General features: G+C 42.8%; 12 protein-coding genes, 1 rRNA gene and 1 other annotated feature. Of the genes, 1 reads left to right on the plus strand and 12 read right to left on the minus strand.

Features of this window, described 5'->3' with window-relative positions; all coding sequences use genetic code 11:
• Positions 1–22: 22 nt before the first annotated feature.
• The 8 genes from opp4A to guaB form a co-directional block, all read right to left on the minus strand.
• Positions 23–1,795 (minus strand): oligopeptide ABC transporter substrate-binding protein, encoded by a 1,773-nt coding sequence (opp4A, locus tag BMW59_RS20620; RefSeq protein ID WP_093056117.1) that lies wholly within the window; start codon positions 1,793–1,795, stop codon positions 23–25.
• A 45-nt stretch (positions 1,796–1,840) separates the two neighbouring features.
• Positions 1,841–2,830 carry an ABC transporter ATP-binding protein gene (locus BMW59_RS20625; protein ID WP_093056119.1) on the minus strand — a complete coding sequence of 330 codons (990 nt, stop codon included), beginning with the start codon at positions 2,828–2,830 and terminating at the stop codon, positions 1,841–1,843.
• Complete coding sequence (locus BMW59_RS20630; RefSeq protein ID WP_093056121.1) at positions 2,830–3,840, minus strand: ABC transporter ATP-binding protein; 1,011 nt, start codon at positions 3,838–3,840, stop codon at positions 2,830–2,832. The genes BMW59_RS20625 and BMW59_RS20630 overlap by 1 nt, the downstream gene beginning before the upstream one ends.
• Before the next feature lie 825 nt (positions 3,841–4,665).
• On the minus strand, positions 4,666–5,943 hold the full coding sequence (gene serS / locus BMW59_RS20635; RefSeq protein WP_093056123.1) for a serine--tRNA ligase: 1,278 nt from the start codon (positions 5,941–5,943) through the stop codon (positions 4,666–4,668).
• 81 nt (positions 5,944–6,024) lie between these two features.
• Positions 6,025–6,244: a binding site (T-box leader), on the minus strand.
• Between the two features lie 47 nt (positions 6,245–6,291).
• The gene (gene pdxT / locus BMW59_RS20640) at positions 6,292–6,879 is read right to left on the minus strand and encodes a pyridoxal 5'-phosphate synthase glutaminase subunit PdxT (RefSeq protein ID WP_093056125.1); all 588 of its coding nucleotides are present in this window, start codon (positions 6,877–6,879) and stop codon (positions 6,292–6,294) included.
• 34 nt (positions 6,880–6,913) lie between these two features.
• Positions 6,914–7,801 (minus strand): pyridoxal 5'-phosphate synthase lyase subunit PdxS, encoded by an 888-nt coding sequence (pdxS, locus tag BMW59_RS20645; RefSeq protein ID WP_093056126.1) that lies wholly within the window; start codon positions 7,799–7,801, stop codon positions 6,914–6,916.
• A gap of 155 nt (positions 7,802–7,956) precedes the next feature.
• Entirely contained in the window at positions 7,957–9,360 is a 1,404-nt protein-coding gene (locus BMW59_RS20650; protein WP_245733253.1) for a D-alanyl-D-alanine carboxypeptidase family protein, read from the minus strand.
• A gap of 162 nt (positions 9,361–9,522) precedes the next feature.
• Entirely contained in the window at positions 9,523–10,977 is a 1,455-nt protein-coding gene (guaB, locus tag BMW59_RS20655; RefSeq protein ID WP_093056128.1) for an IMP dehydrogenase, read from the minus strand.
• Between the two features lie 166 nt (positions 10,978–11,143).
• On the opposite strand from guaB, the gene BMW59_RS20660 reads away from it, so the two are divergent.
• Positions 11,144–12,085, plus strand: coding sequence for a YaaC family protein (locus BMW59_RS20660; RefSeq protein WP_093056130.1), 942 nt, complete (start codon positions 11,144–11,146; stop codon positions 12,083–12,085).
• A 71-nt stretch (positions 12,086–12,156) separates the two neighbouring features.
• On the opposite strand, the gene megL is transcribed toward BMW59_RS20660, so the two are convergent.
• The 4 genes from megL to rrf all read right to left on the minus strand — a co-directional run.
• Positions 12,157–13,347, minus strand: coding sequence for a methionine gamma-lyase (megL, locus tag BMW59_RS20665; RefSeq protein WP_093056132.1), 1,191 nt, complete (start codon positions 13,345–13,347; stop codon positions 12,157–12,159).
• 253 nt (positions 13,348–13,600) lie between these two features.
• Positions 13,601–14,077 (minus strand): GNAT family N-acetyltransferase, encoded by a 477-nt coding sequence (locus BMW59_RS20670; protein ID WP_093056134.1) that lies wholly within the window; start codon positions 14,075–14,077, stop codon positions 13,601–13,603.
• Between the two features lie 84 nt (positions 14,078–14,161).
• Positions 14,162–14,296: a hypothetical protein gene (locus tag BMW59_RS22330; protein WP_281244291.1), complete on the minus strand. Its 135-nt coding sequence runs from the start codon at positions 14,294–14,296 to the stop codon at positions 14,162–14,164.
• Positions 14,297–14,601: 305 nt separating this feature from the next.
• Positions 14,602–14,675: ribosomal RNA gene (gene rrf / locus BMW59_RS22470) — 5S ribosomal RNA — on the minus strand; the annotation flags it as partial.

A 14,675-nucleotide genomic window follows, 5' to 3' on the forward strand; every position in this document is an offset into this window, starting at 1 on the left:
CCGAATTTACAAAAGGTGATAATTACTGTTCACGGTACCATAAGTGCGGATCAGTAATCGCATCACGGATGTCAACAGTTACTCCGCCTACATCTGAAGCAATACCATAAACATCCACTGGGGAGTTCAATGGAATTAATGGCAGTTCATCGTTAACAAGCTGATGCCATTCCTGGTAAACTTCACGGCGGTAATCATCATCAAATGCTTCCTCACTTAGGCCTCTTTCAATTAACTCATCAGATTCTTCATTTACCCAACGAGGGAAGTTCCAGAAGTCATCTGATTTCCAAAGACCGGTTGGGTCCGGATCTGCAGCAAGTCCCCACGCACCCATAAATAGATCGATATCAGCATCGTCTTCTTCTACTAGATCGTAGAACAGGTTAAATTCAAATAACTGGCCGTCCTGCAAGCTGGCGTTAATGCCTGCATCTTGTAAGTTTTGAACAATATACTGCGCACGCGGTTCAGAAATGTCACTTCCTGACATAGCCATAAAGTTGACAGTAAACTCATCACCATCCGGCGTTTCAACAAATCCGTCGCCAGTCTGGTCTTCATAGCCTGCTTCAGCTAGCAGTTCCTTTGCACGCTCTGTATCATATTCGTACTGGGTTAAGTCAGACTCATCAGGATAAGCCCAGCTGATAACCGATTCCGGAGCATTAATGACCTGACCATATCCTTCACTGAAGGAATCAATAATTCCCTGGCGGTCAATCGCGTGTGCAAACGCGTGGCGAAGTTCTTTACTGTGGAACTTTTCATTATCCATCACGTTTTGTTCGCCGTCCCAGTGTCCAAGTTTAAAACCGATGTAACTGTAGGAAAGACCTTCAATATCATCAAGGTAAACCCGATCGTCGCCTTCAAGCGTTACTGCCTGGCTTGGAGGCAGGTCGATAATGTCTACTTCACCCTGGGCGAGAAGCTCAGCTGCCTGGGCTCCGTCAATAATCTTGTAAACAACCCCGTCTAAATTTGGAGCACCTCTCCAGTAATCTTCGAATGCTTCAAATTCAACTTGTTCACCAGAAATAATATTAGACACTTGATAAGCGCCAAGACCTACTGGCTCACGGCGGATTTCATCCGCATCTTCAAGGTCAGCTACGTCAATATGCTCTAAGTGAGCTTTTGGCATCGGGTATGTCCAAAGCTGATCGACAGCGTTAGGCATCGCTTCATTAAATGTGACGCTGATCGTATAATCATCTTCAATTTCAACACCGGATAAAGAATCAGCATCGCCGCTGTTATATTCTTCAAAACCTTCAATAATGTTTACATTTGAAACACGAGGTCCTGTGTAATCTTCATGAGCAATAACTTCCCATGCATATTCAAAGTCTTCGGCAGTCAGCTCTTCGCCGTTATGCCACATAACGCCTTCTTCCAAGTGGAAAGTAACAGTCAAATTATCGTCTGACCATTCCCAGTCATGGGCTAAGTGAGGTTCAGGACGAAGATCGTCACCTGTTTTTACTAAAGCATCTCCGTTGAAAATTTTAAGAGCTAAACTGTCATCCTGCCCTTCATAATGAGCCCAGTCAAACAGTCCGGCAAACGGCTGAGTAAAACCGTATGTAACCGTTCCACCCTGCGGCGCATCTTCCTGAGCCGTGTCATTCCCATCATTGCCGTCATCGTTCCCGTCATTATTCACATCCGCGTTATTTCCATTATTGCCGTTGTCCGCAGGATCTGCATCATTATTACCGTCGTTACCGCCGCATGCAGCTGCAAAAATGGATGTCGTCAGAAGCACTGAAAGTAAAAGTGATTTTTTCATCCTTGTAATTCCCCCTGTTCAAATGTTTGATTAGCATCGGTTGGTCTACTCGTAAAGCAAGCACGAAACTCTGTGTTCCTTGTTCACCTCCTTTAATTGAGGCTTTTTCCCGCTGCATTCAGGCATCACCTTCGGGCAACGAGGGTGGAACGGGCATCCCACTGGAGGATTCTGCGGGCTTGGAACATCGCCCGACAAAATAATCCGCTCACTTTTATTTCTCGGATCCGGTTGTGGGATAGCAGAAATTAATGCTTGCGTATACGGATGCTTTGGGTCTCTGTATAAATCATCAGCATCCGCAACTTCAACCAAGTTACCCAGATACATAACCCCGATGCGGTCACTCATATGTTTAACGACGCTTAAGTCGTGAGCGATAAACAGTAAAGTTAAATCAAATTCATCCTGAAGCTCTTTCAGCAGGTTAAGCACCTGCGACTGAACAGATACATCCAGTGCTGAAACGGGCTCATCCGCTACAATTAATTTAGGTTTTAAAGCAAGGGCCCGTGCAATACCAATTCTCTGGCGCTGTCCGCCTGAAAACTCGTGCGGATACTTATAGTAAGCATCTTCCGGGAGCCCCACTCTTGTTAAGAGATTCATAACTTCATCTTTCAACTTACTTTCACTGCCTTTGCCATAGTTAACTAACGGTTCTGACACAATACTTCCTACCATCATCTTTGGATTTAAGGAGGCATAAGGATCCTGGAAAACCATCTGGATGTCCTGGCGTAAATTACGAAGCTGTGTGCCCCGAAGGTTTGTGATATCTTTCCCTTCAAAGAAAATTTTTCCTTCAGTAGGTTTAAATAAGCGGGTGATCGTACGGCCGGCAGTTGATTTCCCGCAGCCTGATTCACCTACGAGCCCAAAAGTCTCTCCACGTTTTAAATCTAAAGAAATATTGTCAACTGCTTTTACATCGCCGATTTTGCGGCGGAAAAAGCCTCCCCGTACAGGATAATATTTTTTTAACTCCTCGACTTTAAGGAGGTGTTCTGATCGGTCTTTTTGCTGTTGAGTCATCATCTTACCTCCGATTTTTTCTCCGGCTTGCTCGCATCATACAGTAAACAGCGAACCGAATGCCCTTTCTCCGTTTCCCCGAGAAGCGGATCTATTTTTCGGCATTCAGGCATAGCTTCCGGGCAGCGGTCCACGAAACGGCAGCCTACTTCCGGCATATTTTTTAAGGAAGGTACAATTCCTTTAATCGTATTTAAAACCTCTTTTTCTTCTTCCATACGCGGTATAGAGCTTAAAAGAGCCCGCGTGTAAGGATGTTTAGGATCATAGAAGATCCGGTCCACATCTGATTCTTCAACTACCTGGCCAGCATACATTACAACGACACGGTCGGCCATTTCGGCAACCACACCAAGGTCGTGAGTAATCAGCATCACGGCCATCCCAACTTCATCCTGAATCTTTGTAATCAGTTCCAGAATCTGAGCCTGAACAGTCACGTCGAGAGCAGTTGTCGGCTCATCTGCAATAAGCAGCTGCGGCTGGCAGGCGATAGCCATCGCAATCATCACACGCTGCCTCATTCCTCCGGAAAGCTGGTGAGGATATTCATGGACAATCTGTTCCGCTCTGGAGATACCTACTTGTTTAAGCAGTGAAATACTTTTTTGCCGAATTTCTTCTTTTTTAGCGTTCGTATGGTTAATAAGAACCTCGTCCATTTGGAAACCGATAGTTAGTACAGGGTTTAAAGCTGTCATTGGTTCCTGGAATATCATGCTTATATCTTTTCCCCGGATCTGATTCATTTCTTTATCGTTTAAAGGTACAAGGTCTTTTCCTTTGAAAAGAATTTCGCCCTTATCTATTTTTCCATTGTGCTTAGGCAGAAGCTTCATAATTGACAGAGACATAACACTTTTTCCGCACCCTGATTCTCCGACTACGCAGACGACCTCTCTAGGTTTAACGCTAAACGAGACGTCCTTTACCGCATGGTGGGTCTCTCCACCGATATCGAACCCGGTATGAAGATTTTTTATCTCCAGAAGCGCTTCTTGATTGCTCATAGGATACCAAACCCTTCAATGTTTTCTGAAAATAGTAAAAAATAGTATTAAGTAGAATAGTATTATAGCTTTATATACATGTCAATATTAAACAAAAGTTACGATAAGATAACAAAGCAGTAACTCTTTATAGCCGTTCTTAAGGTGAAATACAAAAAAAGCCGCAATACGACACAAGTATAGAGGACTGCCTTTCCAAGCACAGCCGCAGGCTTTTAGTTAAAAAGAAGCAAACCTTTTGTTACTGTAATGTTCTACTTGTATATACATTATTTTACTATAAAGTTTTATAGATTGTACCACAATCTATTATTCTGAAATATCCAACAATAGAACTGTTTTTAACGAGCAAAGAAAAACAGCGTTTTTATTATACAAATAAAATTATTGAATAATCAGACAAAATAGATTAAAAAGGTAATAATTAATAATAATTTCCATCATAGGTTATTATACTATTTTTTTTTACACATTGCACACTATTTTAAGAGATTTTTTTACAATGATAATATTTTTTTGAAAATAGGAAATTTTTTATGTTTTAAAAAAATAATTTATACGGGTCATGAATATTTTACTCCTTCGCTTTGAGGAGGGGTTATTAATGAAATCCAGGACTGACTTGTTCAGGTTTATATATGTATCATTGTTAAAGAATCAGACCTCCTTCTATCAGTTTGCTAATACTTGTTTTTGTTTGCAGAGACAGGGACCTATATAATAGGAAGAAACTGATTTTTCACAGCAAAGCGTTGGTGTATTTCTATCTTTTTTTACGTTAAATTAAAAAATCCCCCCGGGTAAAAAGGGGGGGTTGAGCGTATTTTAGTTTGTGATTTTTTCCTTCCCTCTCATATAAGGTCTTAAGACTTCCGGGATATTAATGGAACCGTCCTCCTGCTGGTAATTCTCAAGAATAGCGGCTACAGTACGGCCGATCGCTAAGCCCGAGCCGTTAAGCGTGTGGACATATTCAGCTTTCGCTTTTTTATCCCGCTTAAATCGGATATTTGCCCTTCTTGCCTGAAAGGCCTCAAAATTACTGCAGGAAGAAATTTCGCGATATGTCTCATTACTTGGAATCCATACTTCAATGTCGTACTTCTTTGCAGCAGTAAAACCAAGGTCCCCTGTACACATATTTAGAACCCGGTAAGGCAGCTTCAGTAACTGAAGAACCTTTTCTGCCTGAGAAGTCAGTAGTTCGAGCTGCTCATATGACTCTTCAGGTTTAACAAAGCGGACAAGTTCTACTTTATTAAACTGGTGCTGGCGGATAAGGCCGCGCGTATCCCTGCCGGCGGATCCTGCTTCAGAACGGAAGCATGCACTGTAGGCCGTGTAGGCTTTCGGAAGATCTTCTGCAGTCATAATTTCATCACGGTGCATATTTGTCACTGGCACTTCCGCAGTCGGGATTAGAAAATAATCTTCTTCCCGGATCTTAAATGCATCTTCCTCAAACTTAGGAAGCTGGCCTGTCCCCGTCATACTGTCACGGTTCACCATATACGGCGGCAGCACTTCTGTATAGCCGTGCTCATCTTCATGGAGATCCATCATAAAATTAATCAATGCACGCTCTAAACGTGCTCCCAGTCCTTTATAAAAGACAAACCGGCTGCCGGTTACTTTTGAAGCTCTCTCAAAATCAAGAATATCAAGTTCTTTGGCTAACTCCCAGTGAGGTTTATGTTCAAAAGAAAATTCAGGAAGTTCTCCCCATGTTCTAACTTCTTCGTTCTCATCCTCTTCTGCTCCCACAGGCGCACTTTCATGAGGAATATTTGGCAATGTAAGAAGAATATGGGTAAGATCTTCATCAAGTTCCCGCTGTTCTTCGTCCAGTCTCTTAATCTCAGCAGACACATTTTGCATTTCTGCAATAACGCTGCTCGCATCTTTTTTGTCGCGCTTCATCTGGGATATTTCCTGGGAAACTTTATTACGCTTGCTTTTTAATTCTTCTGCTTTTTGAATAACTTCCCTTCTTTTTTTGTCTAAATCACCAAACTCGTCTAATGCGGATATATCTTCATTTCTCTGAGCAAGTTTTTTCTTTACTTCGTCAAATTGATTTCTTAACAGTTTAACATCCAACATAGGTTTTTCCTCCTTTTTTGTACTCACGACAGTCCTTTGTACTTTTCAATAAAATAAAAAACTCCCGTCCCTGAATAATCATTCAGGGACGGGAGTTACCCGCGTTGCCACCCTGGTTAAAACGGAGTTCTCCATTTTCACCTCGTTCTCAATAACGGCTGAGACCCGAACCAGCTTACTTTGTGTAATTTCAGCTGGTTTGCTCCAGGATGGATTCACAAGAGGTCTTCACCGGTTCACAGCGGCCACCGGCTCTCTGAAGAAAACGCTTCTTGATACTGGTTCCTGTCTTCGCACCTGTTTTATAAAAATTTGTATTCTTATAATACCCGAAACAATGAGTTAAAATCAAGCCTCGATTGCCTGCTGCTCCCGTACAATTTTTACAAAATACTGATGCATCCGGTCATCATCAGTCAGTTCGGGGTGAAAAGAGCAGGCAAGAAAAGGTCCTTGTTGTGCAGCAACAATATCCCCATCATAGGAAGAGAGAATTTTCACTCCCGGCCCTACAGTCTCGATGATTGGGGCACGTATAAAGACACCTTCCACGTCTTCACCGACACCTTCCATACTGAGCAATGCTTCAAAGCTCTCCCGCTGGCGGCCAAAAGCATTTCTTTCGACAGTCATGTCCATTATGGAAAGATGGGGTTCAGTCTGTCCGACAATTTCTGTAGCCATAAGAATCGCCCCGGCACACGTACCGAAAATAGGGTTGCCTTTTGTGGCAAATTCCTTCAGTGGCTCATAAAACCCGTACAGATTTATCAGGCGGCGCATCGTAGTGCTTTCCCCGCCCGGGAAGACCAGACCGTCAATCTCGTCCAACTGTTCGACTTTTTTTACAACTATGACGTTCACATCAGGAGCCTGAAGTGCTTTTACATGCTCTCTTACAGCCCCCTGAAGCGCCAGTACACCTATGTTAATCATGCTGCTACACCTCTTTCTTAAAAACCTTTCCGGCTTACCAGCCGCGTTCCTGCATACGGTCTTTTTCTTCTATAGAAGAAATTTCAATCCCTTTCATAGCTGGCCCCAAGTTTTTAGACAGTTCAGCAATTAAAGCAAAATCTTCGTAGTGAGTTGTTGCTTCAACAATAGCTTTTGCGAATTTAGCAGGATTTTCAGATTTGAAAATACCTGAACCTACAAAGACACCATCAGAACCTAACTGCATCATTAATGCAGCGTCTGCAGGAGTGGCAATACCTCCGGCTGCAAAGTTAACTACCGGAAGACGTCCGTTCCGCTTAATATCTAATAGCACCTCATATGGAGCACCTAAGTTCTTAGCTTCTGTCATCAGTTCGTCCTCTGCCATACCGACCACTTTATTTACCTGGGCTTGCATAAGACGCTGATGTCTTACCGCTTCTACGATATTGCCTGTCCCAGGTTCACCTTTAGTCCGAAGCATAGACGCACCTTCACCGATACGGCGGCTCGCTTCGCCTAAATCACGTGCTCCGCACACGAATGGTACTGTGTAGTCGCGTTTATTTAAATGGAACACTTCATCAGCTGGAGTGAGAACTTCACTCTCATCAATATAATCTACACCAAGTGCTTCAAGCACACGGGCTTCTACGATATGGCCGATACGGGCTTTTGCCATAACAGGAATGGATACGGCGTTTTGAACTTCTTCCACAATTGATGGGTCAGCCATACGGGCTACACCGCCTGCGGCACGAATATCAGACGGCACACGTTCAAGCGCCATAACAGCAACCGCTCCTGCTTCCTCTGCAATTTTAGCCTGTTCCGCATTGACCACGTCCATAATGACGCCGCCCTTTTGCATCTCAGCCATACCCCTTTTTACACGATCAGTCCCTACTTGTCTTTCCATGATGATCCCCCTTTAATCATTTCCGTTTTATTTTAAAGATACTCTGTAAATTCCATACCTACTATTATAACGAAAAAACCGATTGATTTGATAGGAATTTGCTCAAAAAGTCAAAAAAATCATAAAGAAAAGATTTCCTGCTGGTTTAAAAGTGCTTAAAACCAGCCTCTCACCGTGTCAGCCACACTGGTCCACAGACCGGAGAAGAAGTCTCCTATCCCGCGGGCCATGAGAGAAAACCATCCGGCACGTTCTACGTTTTCTGTCGTTACTACATCAACCGCCAACTGGTTTCCTTCGCCAGGAAGGAATGCTGCTTCATTTTCCCCGTTGTATTCGACCGCCATCCGGCCCACAACAGTCCCTTCTTCAATTGGCGCTTCCAGTTCTCCGTCTTCGTTCAGCATACTTTCATCCAATTCAACTGAATAAGTATATGCTTCTTCATCATCTTCATGGATCACCATTGATACACTGTCAGTGGAAGCAATCGCCACTTCATCTTCCTGGCCTTTAGCTACAGGCACGGTTTCATAACCGTCAAGCGTCATGTCACCCGGAAAAATTTCCTGCATTGAAAAATTATTAAATCCCCATTCCATAAGGCGTTCCGTCTCCTGGAAGCGGTGCACCTCGGAGTCGGCTCCCATAACGACACTCACAAGGCGCTGGCCATCACGCTCTGCTGTTCCTGTAAAGGTGAACCCTGCAGCATTAGTATGTCCGGTTTTTAAACCATCTACATATTGGTTATCAAGATCAGATAATTGGGTTCCTTCAATCATCCAATTCCAATTTTGCATATTCACTGCATCATCCGTGCCTTCTCTGAAAACTTTCTCCGGAATGCTTGCTACATCCAGCACTTCAGGATAATCATTTACCAGATGATAGGCAAGAGTAGCTGCCGCTTTAGCTGACATATAATTGTCTTCATCCGACCCTGTCCCATCAGGATGCATCCCGTTTAATAATCTGTTCGGCAGCCCTGTCGTGTTTACAAACTGATAATCCCCAAAACCTTCTGCAGCAATCTCTTCTAAGTTATCCAGACCGTATTCCTGGCCTGCTTCACGAAGAGTCTCTCCCATGCCAAGCTCTTTCCCTTTTTCATTCATTTCTTCTACAAAGGCGCCTTCAGAGCCTGAAATATATTCTGCTAAGGCCATGGTGGCTGCATTGGCCGAGTAAATCGCAATGGATTCATACAATTCTTCTACCGTATACTCTTCATCAGTTCGCATCGGGACGTTTGACAAACCCCTGTCATGGGATAATTCAGCTAAATGATCACTTACCGGCACTGTGTCATTCCAAGCGATATCCCCTTTATTTACAGCTTCTAAAATGAGATATTCACTCATCATTTTAGTCATACTGGCAGGAGGAAGAGCCTGCTCAGCATTTTGTTCATACAATATTTTCCCGCTGTCCCCGTCTACTAGAATGACAGTGTCTACTCCTGGTTGAAAAGACGCTTCTGCTGTTCCTGTATATGTAAACACACTTACAAACGAGAACATCATAATAAGCATCCACACATTAACTTTCTTAAACAATTCTCTACACCCTCTCCACATCTTTCTTCTATCTATATAAACACCAACCGTGATTTCTTTAATGCTTTGGAACCCTTGATCTCACGACAGCCAAACGTCATTTTACCATATTTTTTCACAAAAAAATAGATAGGGGAGACCCCTATCTATAGTAGCATTTTTTTAAGAATAATTTGGTGATTCTTTAGTGATTTGAACGTCGTGAGGATGGCTTTCTTTCAGCCCTGCATTGGTAATGCGGATGAACTGTGTCTCTTCCTGTAAAGCTTTTAAATCAGCTGTTCCGCAGTATCCCATGCCTGCGCGCACTCCGCCTACAAGCTGATGAACCGTATCCTTTAACGGCCCTTTATAAGGCGTGCGCCCTTCAATGCCTTCAGGTACAAGCTTCTGTTCGTTTTCCTGGAAATAACGGTCTTTACTGCCTTTTTCCATGGCTCCCAATGAACCCATGCCGCGGTATACTTTAAACTGCCTCCCTTGGAAAATCTCCCTCTCACCTGGACTTTCGGATACACCTGCAAGGAGGCTTCCCAGCATCACTGCATTACCTCCGGCGGCCAATGCTTTCGCAATTTCCCCGGAGTATTTAATCCCGCCGTCTGCAATAATAGGAACACCGTGCTTTCTAGCCTCAGTGGCGCAGTCGTATACAGCTGTCACTTGAGGAACGCCAATACCTGCTACGACCCGGGTGGTACAGATAGAGCCTGGCCCGATACCTACTTTTATAATGTTGGCCCCTGCTTCAATTAAATCTCTTGTAGCCTCTGCAGTGGCCACGTTTCCTGCGATAATATTCAGGTTAGGGTAATTTTCCCTTACACTGCGAACCTTATCTAAAACGCCCTGAGAGTGGCCGTGTGCAGTATCAATGACAAGGACATCGATTTCCGCCTCGATCAGAGCTTTAATTCTTGCGTCGGCATCTCCGCCGACACCTACAGCAGCACCGACAAGTAAGCGGCCTTGCGCATCTTTAGCAGAGTCAGGGAACTCAATAGCTTTTTCAATGTCTTTAATGGTGATGAGCCCTTTTAGTCTGCTGTCTTCGTCTACTAAAGGCAGCTTTTCAATGCGGTGCTTCTGAAGAATCTGCTGTGCTTCTTTCAAAGTTGTCCCAACCGGGGCAGTCACCAGTCCTTCACTCGTCATCACATCTTTAATTGGAATCGAATAATCTTCGATAAACCTTAAATCCCGGTTTGTAATAATGCCAACAAGCTTTTCATTTTCATCAGCAATCGGCACACCTGAAATCCTGTATTTTCCCATTAAATGCTCTGCATCAAATACCTGGTGGTCTTCTGTTAAATGGAAAGGGTTAGTAATAACGCCGCTCTCAGACCTTTTTACACGGTCTACCTGTTCTGCCTGCTCTTCAATGGACATGTTCTTATGAATGATTCCCAATCCGCCTTCACGAGCCATGGCAATAGCCATACTGGCTTCCGTCACCGTATCCATTCCCGCACTTATCAGTGGAATATTTAACTGGAGCGTTTCCGACAGCTTTGTCTTTACAGATACATCTCTTGGCAGAACATCTGATTTTGCCGGAGTTAACAGTACATCATCAAATGTTAAACCTTCTTTTTCGAACTTATTTTCCCACATGGATGCATTCCCCTTTCGCATTTACGCAAAAATATTATTAGTAGATTAACAATAGGACAAACTACTGTCAAGGCGACAGATATTGTTTAATAATTCAGTCTTTTGAGTTTCATGAAAACTATTGATGCGCTGGCACTGAATGTGACATAAGAAAGGACGTTTTTTTATGAATCAACAACCAGCATTTACCTCTCTTTTTTTGTCTTCTGCATTTACCCGTCAGTATCTGAAGAACAGCTATGAAAAGCGGCATATTAATAAACCTGCTGAGAAGGCCTACCAGAACAGCTATGCCTGTGTCTATTATGTGGAGATGGGAAACCAGTATTTCCAGCAAGGACAAAAAGCCCCCTTAACCATACAGCCTGTGTTATTATTTTACGGTCTCAGCCATTGGCTTAAAGCTGCTCTTCTTACAGTAGATCCTGATTATCCTGCCACCACTCAGGTTCTCGCTCACGGGTTATCTGCCAGAAAAAAGAAAAAACAAGGGTACCAATTTCTCTCTGATGATGTACGTATTCAAAAAGAGGGGTTATTTCCTTATTTATCAGAAAAATTGTTTCATGTGAAACAAATTTCCGGAGAAAAAGTCAAAATGCGCTATTTATTGCTCAGTTTACCCGAAATGCAGCCTTTATTTCAAACTGTTTTTAAAGAACCCGGATTACAGCAATTAACTCCAGAAACCGACAGCTCTTTCACTTTACCTCTAGAGGCGTTTTCTGACTGGCCTGACACATTAAACACGTGGGTCAGACAGCTTTCGACTGATATTAATGGGACAGTCTCATGCAGGAAAGAAGAAAACCTGCTGTATATGACGTTGTCTTCTCTGCCTTCACAGGAGGCCTGCTTTTTTCGGCAAGGGATAGATGGGAGCTATTATGCGCCTGTTATTCAGCCGCTGTTTAATATGACATATCCTGAACTGCTGGTACATTACATGCTTCTCTACCAGCTGAGTATGATATGCCGGTACGAAATTGAGTGGTGGGGAGAACTTAATTACACGTTTTCCTCTAACGACCTCCCAATTATCAAAGAGTTCCTTAATATTACTCAACTGAAAAGCAAACAGCTTCTGGAAATGTTTTTTTTGGAATGAACTAACCAAATAATGTTCTAATCAAATAATCCCCGGCCAGGTTTTTATGTACCTGGCCAGGGGTTATTTGTTTAAATCTTCATATATGCCTTCTCAAGTGCCTGCTTTATATCTTGCCAAATATCCTCTGCATTTTCCAGTCCTACAGACAGCCTGACAAGAGAATCCGTTATTCCCATCTTCTTTCTGTCTTCTTCAGGTACGACAGAATGAGTCATTGTAGACGGATGCTGAATAAGTGATTCAGCATCTCCCAGGCTGACCGCTACTTGAACAACACTTAACTCATTCATAAATGCCTGAGCTGCCTTTTTCCCTCCTTCAATTTCAAAGCTGATCAGGCCTCCGAAATCTTTCATTTGGCTTTTTGCTAAATGGTGCTGGGCAAAGTTTTTATCTCCTGGATAGATGATATTCTTAACACTCTGTTCCTCTTTTAATTTTTCAAAAATAAAGCGGGCATTATCACAGTGACGATCCATTCTGACTGCGAGTGTTTTTAATCCGCGTAGCAGGAGCCACGCATCAAACGGCCCAATGACTCCTCCAATATCCTTTTGGGTAGTCATCCTGATTGTCTGCATATCTTCAGCAGGACCAGCAGCAATCCCTGCTATAACGTCCCCGTGTCCACTGATATATTTCGTAGCACTGTGAATGACAAAGTCGGCGCCGAGAGTCAGCGGCTGCTGGAGGTAAGGGGATGAGAACGTATTATCCACCACTACTCGAAGACCTTCTTCTTTAGCTGCTTTAATAACCATTTTCAGATCTACCAGTTTCATCGTCGGGTTAATCGGTGTTTCCACATACAAAACTTTTGTTTCCGGACGGATTCTTTCCTTTATAGCAGCTTCACTCGACATCTGCATTAAATCAAAATCAATATTGAATTTTTCTTTTACCATCTCCAGGAAGCCATACGTACATCCGTATACTCCCTCGGAAACAAGAACGTGGTCGCCTGATTTTAACAAGTGAATAAGTACCCCTGAAACGGCAGCCATTCCGGATCCAAAGGCCACAGCTTCTTCAGCTTCCTCCAAATCCGCCATTTTTTTCTCCAGCTCTGTCACCGTAGGATTCCCAAGGCGAGAGTACATGTAACCGCTTTCATTTCCGGCAAACCGAGCTTCTCCTTGTTCCGCATTATCAAACACAAATGTAGACGTCTGGTATAACGGATGAGCCAGACTGCCATGATGTTGCTGGCGGTCAAAGTGACTATGAATCAGCCTTGTGTCCAATTCCTTCTTTTTCATTAATAACACTCCCCTTTTTCTGAACATCTAGCACTCTTGAGACCTGATTAACCCACTTGTCTCAGCAGGCTAACCATGCTTCTTTTATATCTTACCCAACTATTATTATATACGTTTGCTGCAAAAGTGTCGAAACAGATTTGAATAAATCCATATATTGAAACCCCTATCCACCACTCCCTGTGGAGGAAAAAGGCGATAAGACAGGCTTTTTTGTAACCTGTAAGCCGCAAGGAGAATGACATTAGTCAGCTTACTTATTAAGTACCATCAGCTTTGTATTTAACTTATGCCCAAAAAGCTCTTCTTCAAATTCTTTAACAAAAGTAAACCCTTTGGCCGCATAGAACTGTTCAGCTGTGTCGTTACCTTTCTCCACTTCTACATATACCTTCTTAACTGCAGAAGCAAGCTCCTTTAATCCTCTGTTTAGAAGACTTGTCCCAAACCCTTTTGTCTGGTATTCCTTGTCTATGTATATAGCAGCCAAATCAGCCCTTTCGTCTTTGAAATAAAAGTTGGCAAACCCTGTAATTTTACCGTTATCTTCTGCAACCAGAAAAAGGCTGTTCGTAACTTTTCTCTCCACTGTGTCTTCAGAATAAGCATTTTTTAAAAATTGATCCTGAATTTTACGGGGGATAAGCCCCTCGTATGTATCGTGCCAAGTATCTTCAGCAACTGTCTGTATTCCTTTGATGTCTTCTTTAACTGCTTTTCTAATCTTCATAAAATCCTCCTCTCTTTTAAGTAAAACTTTATTGATATTTTTAAATCAACATTCAGTTTGAACAAAGCTATGCTGTTTGGAAAACTATTTTTGTTCTCTGCTTCTAAGCAGAGATATTAGCTCTTCTTTCAGCTCATTCGATCTGGCCATTTTACGCTCTATAGCAAATAAAGTAGACATAAGCAAAGCAAAAGCGATAATCCAAAAGAGTATGAACATAGTATGCCCCCAGAGTAACTTATCAGAATATAAGTTTATCATATGATATTTACCATATTATCTCATTTTATCACATCTTATAATCTTATAAATGAATCTACCTTTTTATAGAGGTGTGAGCCCTGCAAAAATTTGGTAAGCTGGGAAGTGAATATTCAGTGGGCAATTGGGAGTTTTGGGGTTCTATCGGCAAAACACCTGTCCAAAAGAAAAGTAATCAGCTTTTAACCGGAAAGGTGTGAGGTAATTAATTTTCCTTTTCTTTGAAACACAAAAAAGACATCCTCTTCTGAGAATGCCTTTGAGCCCAGCGACGTCCTACTTTCACAGGGGGAGAGCCCCCAACTATCATCGGCGCTGGAGAGCTTAACTTCCGTGT

The sequence above is a fragment of the Salipaludibacillus aurantiacus genome, from assembly GCF_900111295.1.
Classification (GTDB): domain Bacteria; phylum Bacillota; class Bacilli; order Bacillales; family Salisediminibacteriaceae; genus Salipaludibacillus; species Salipaludibacillus aurantiacus.

Excerpts from the sequence above, each read along its gene's own strand:
- BMW59_RS20630 (WP_093056121.1), bottom strand. The coding sequence starts at position 3,840 with ATGAGCAATCAAGAAGCGCTTCTGGAGATAAAAAATCTTCATACCGGG.
- BMW59_RS20625 (WP_093056119.1), bottom strand. The coding sequence starts at position 2,830 with ATGACTCAACAGCAAAAAGACCGATCAGAACACCTCCTTAAAGTCGAG.
- BMW59_RS20660 (WP_093056130.1), top strand. The coding sequence starts at position 11,144 with ATGAATCAACAACCAGCATTTACCTCTCTTTTTTTGTCTTCTGCATTT.
- megL (WP_093056132.1), bottom strand. The coding sequence starts at position 13,347 with ATGAAAAAGAAGGAATTGGACACAAGGCTGATTCATAGTCACTTTGAC.
- guaB (WP_093056128.1), bottom strand. The coding sequence starts at position 10,977 with ATGTGGGAAAATAAGTTCGAAAAAGAAGGTTTAACATTTGATGATGTA.
- serS (WP_093056123.1), bottom strand. The coding sequence starts at position 5,943 with ATGTTGGATGTTAAACTGTTAAGAAATCAATTTGACGAAGTAAAGAAA.
- BMW59_RS20670 (WP_093056134.1), bottom strand. The coding sequence starts at position 14,077 with ATGAAGATTAGAAAAGCAGTTAAAGAAGACATCAAAGGAATACAGACA.
- opp4A (WP_093056117.1), bottom strand. The coding sequence starts at position 1,795 with ATGAAAAAATCACTTTTACTTTCAGTGCTTCTGACGACATCCATTTTT.
- BMW59_RS22330 (WP_281244291.1), bottom strand. The coding sequence starts at position 14,296 with ATGTTCATACTCTTTTGGATTATCGCTTTTGCTTTGCTTATGTCTACT.
- pdxT (WP_093056125.1), bottom strand. The coding sequence starts at position 6,879 with ATGATTAACATAGGTGTACTGGCGCTTCAGGGGGCTGTAAGAGAGCAT.
- pdxS (WP_093056126.1), bottom strand. The coding sequence starts at position 7,801 with ATGGAAAGACAAGTAGGGACTGATCGTGTAAAAAGGGGTATGGCTGAG.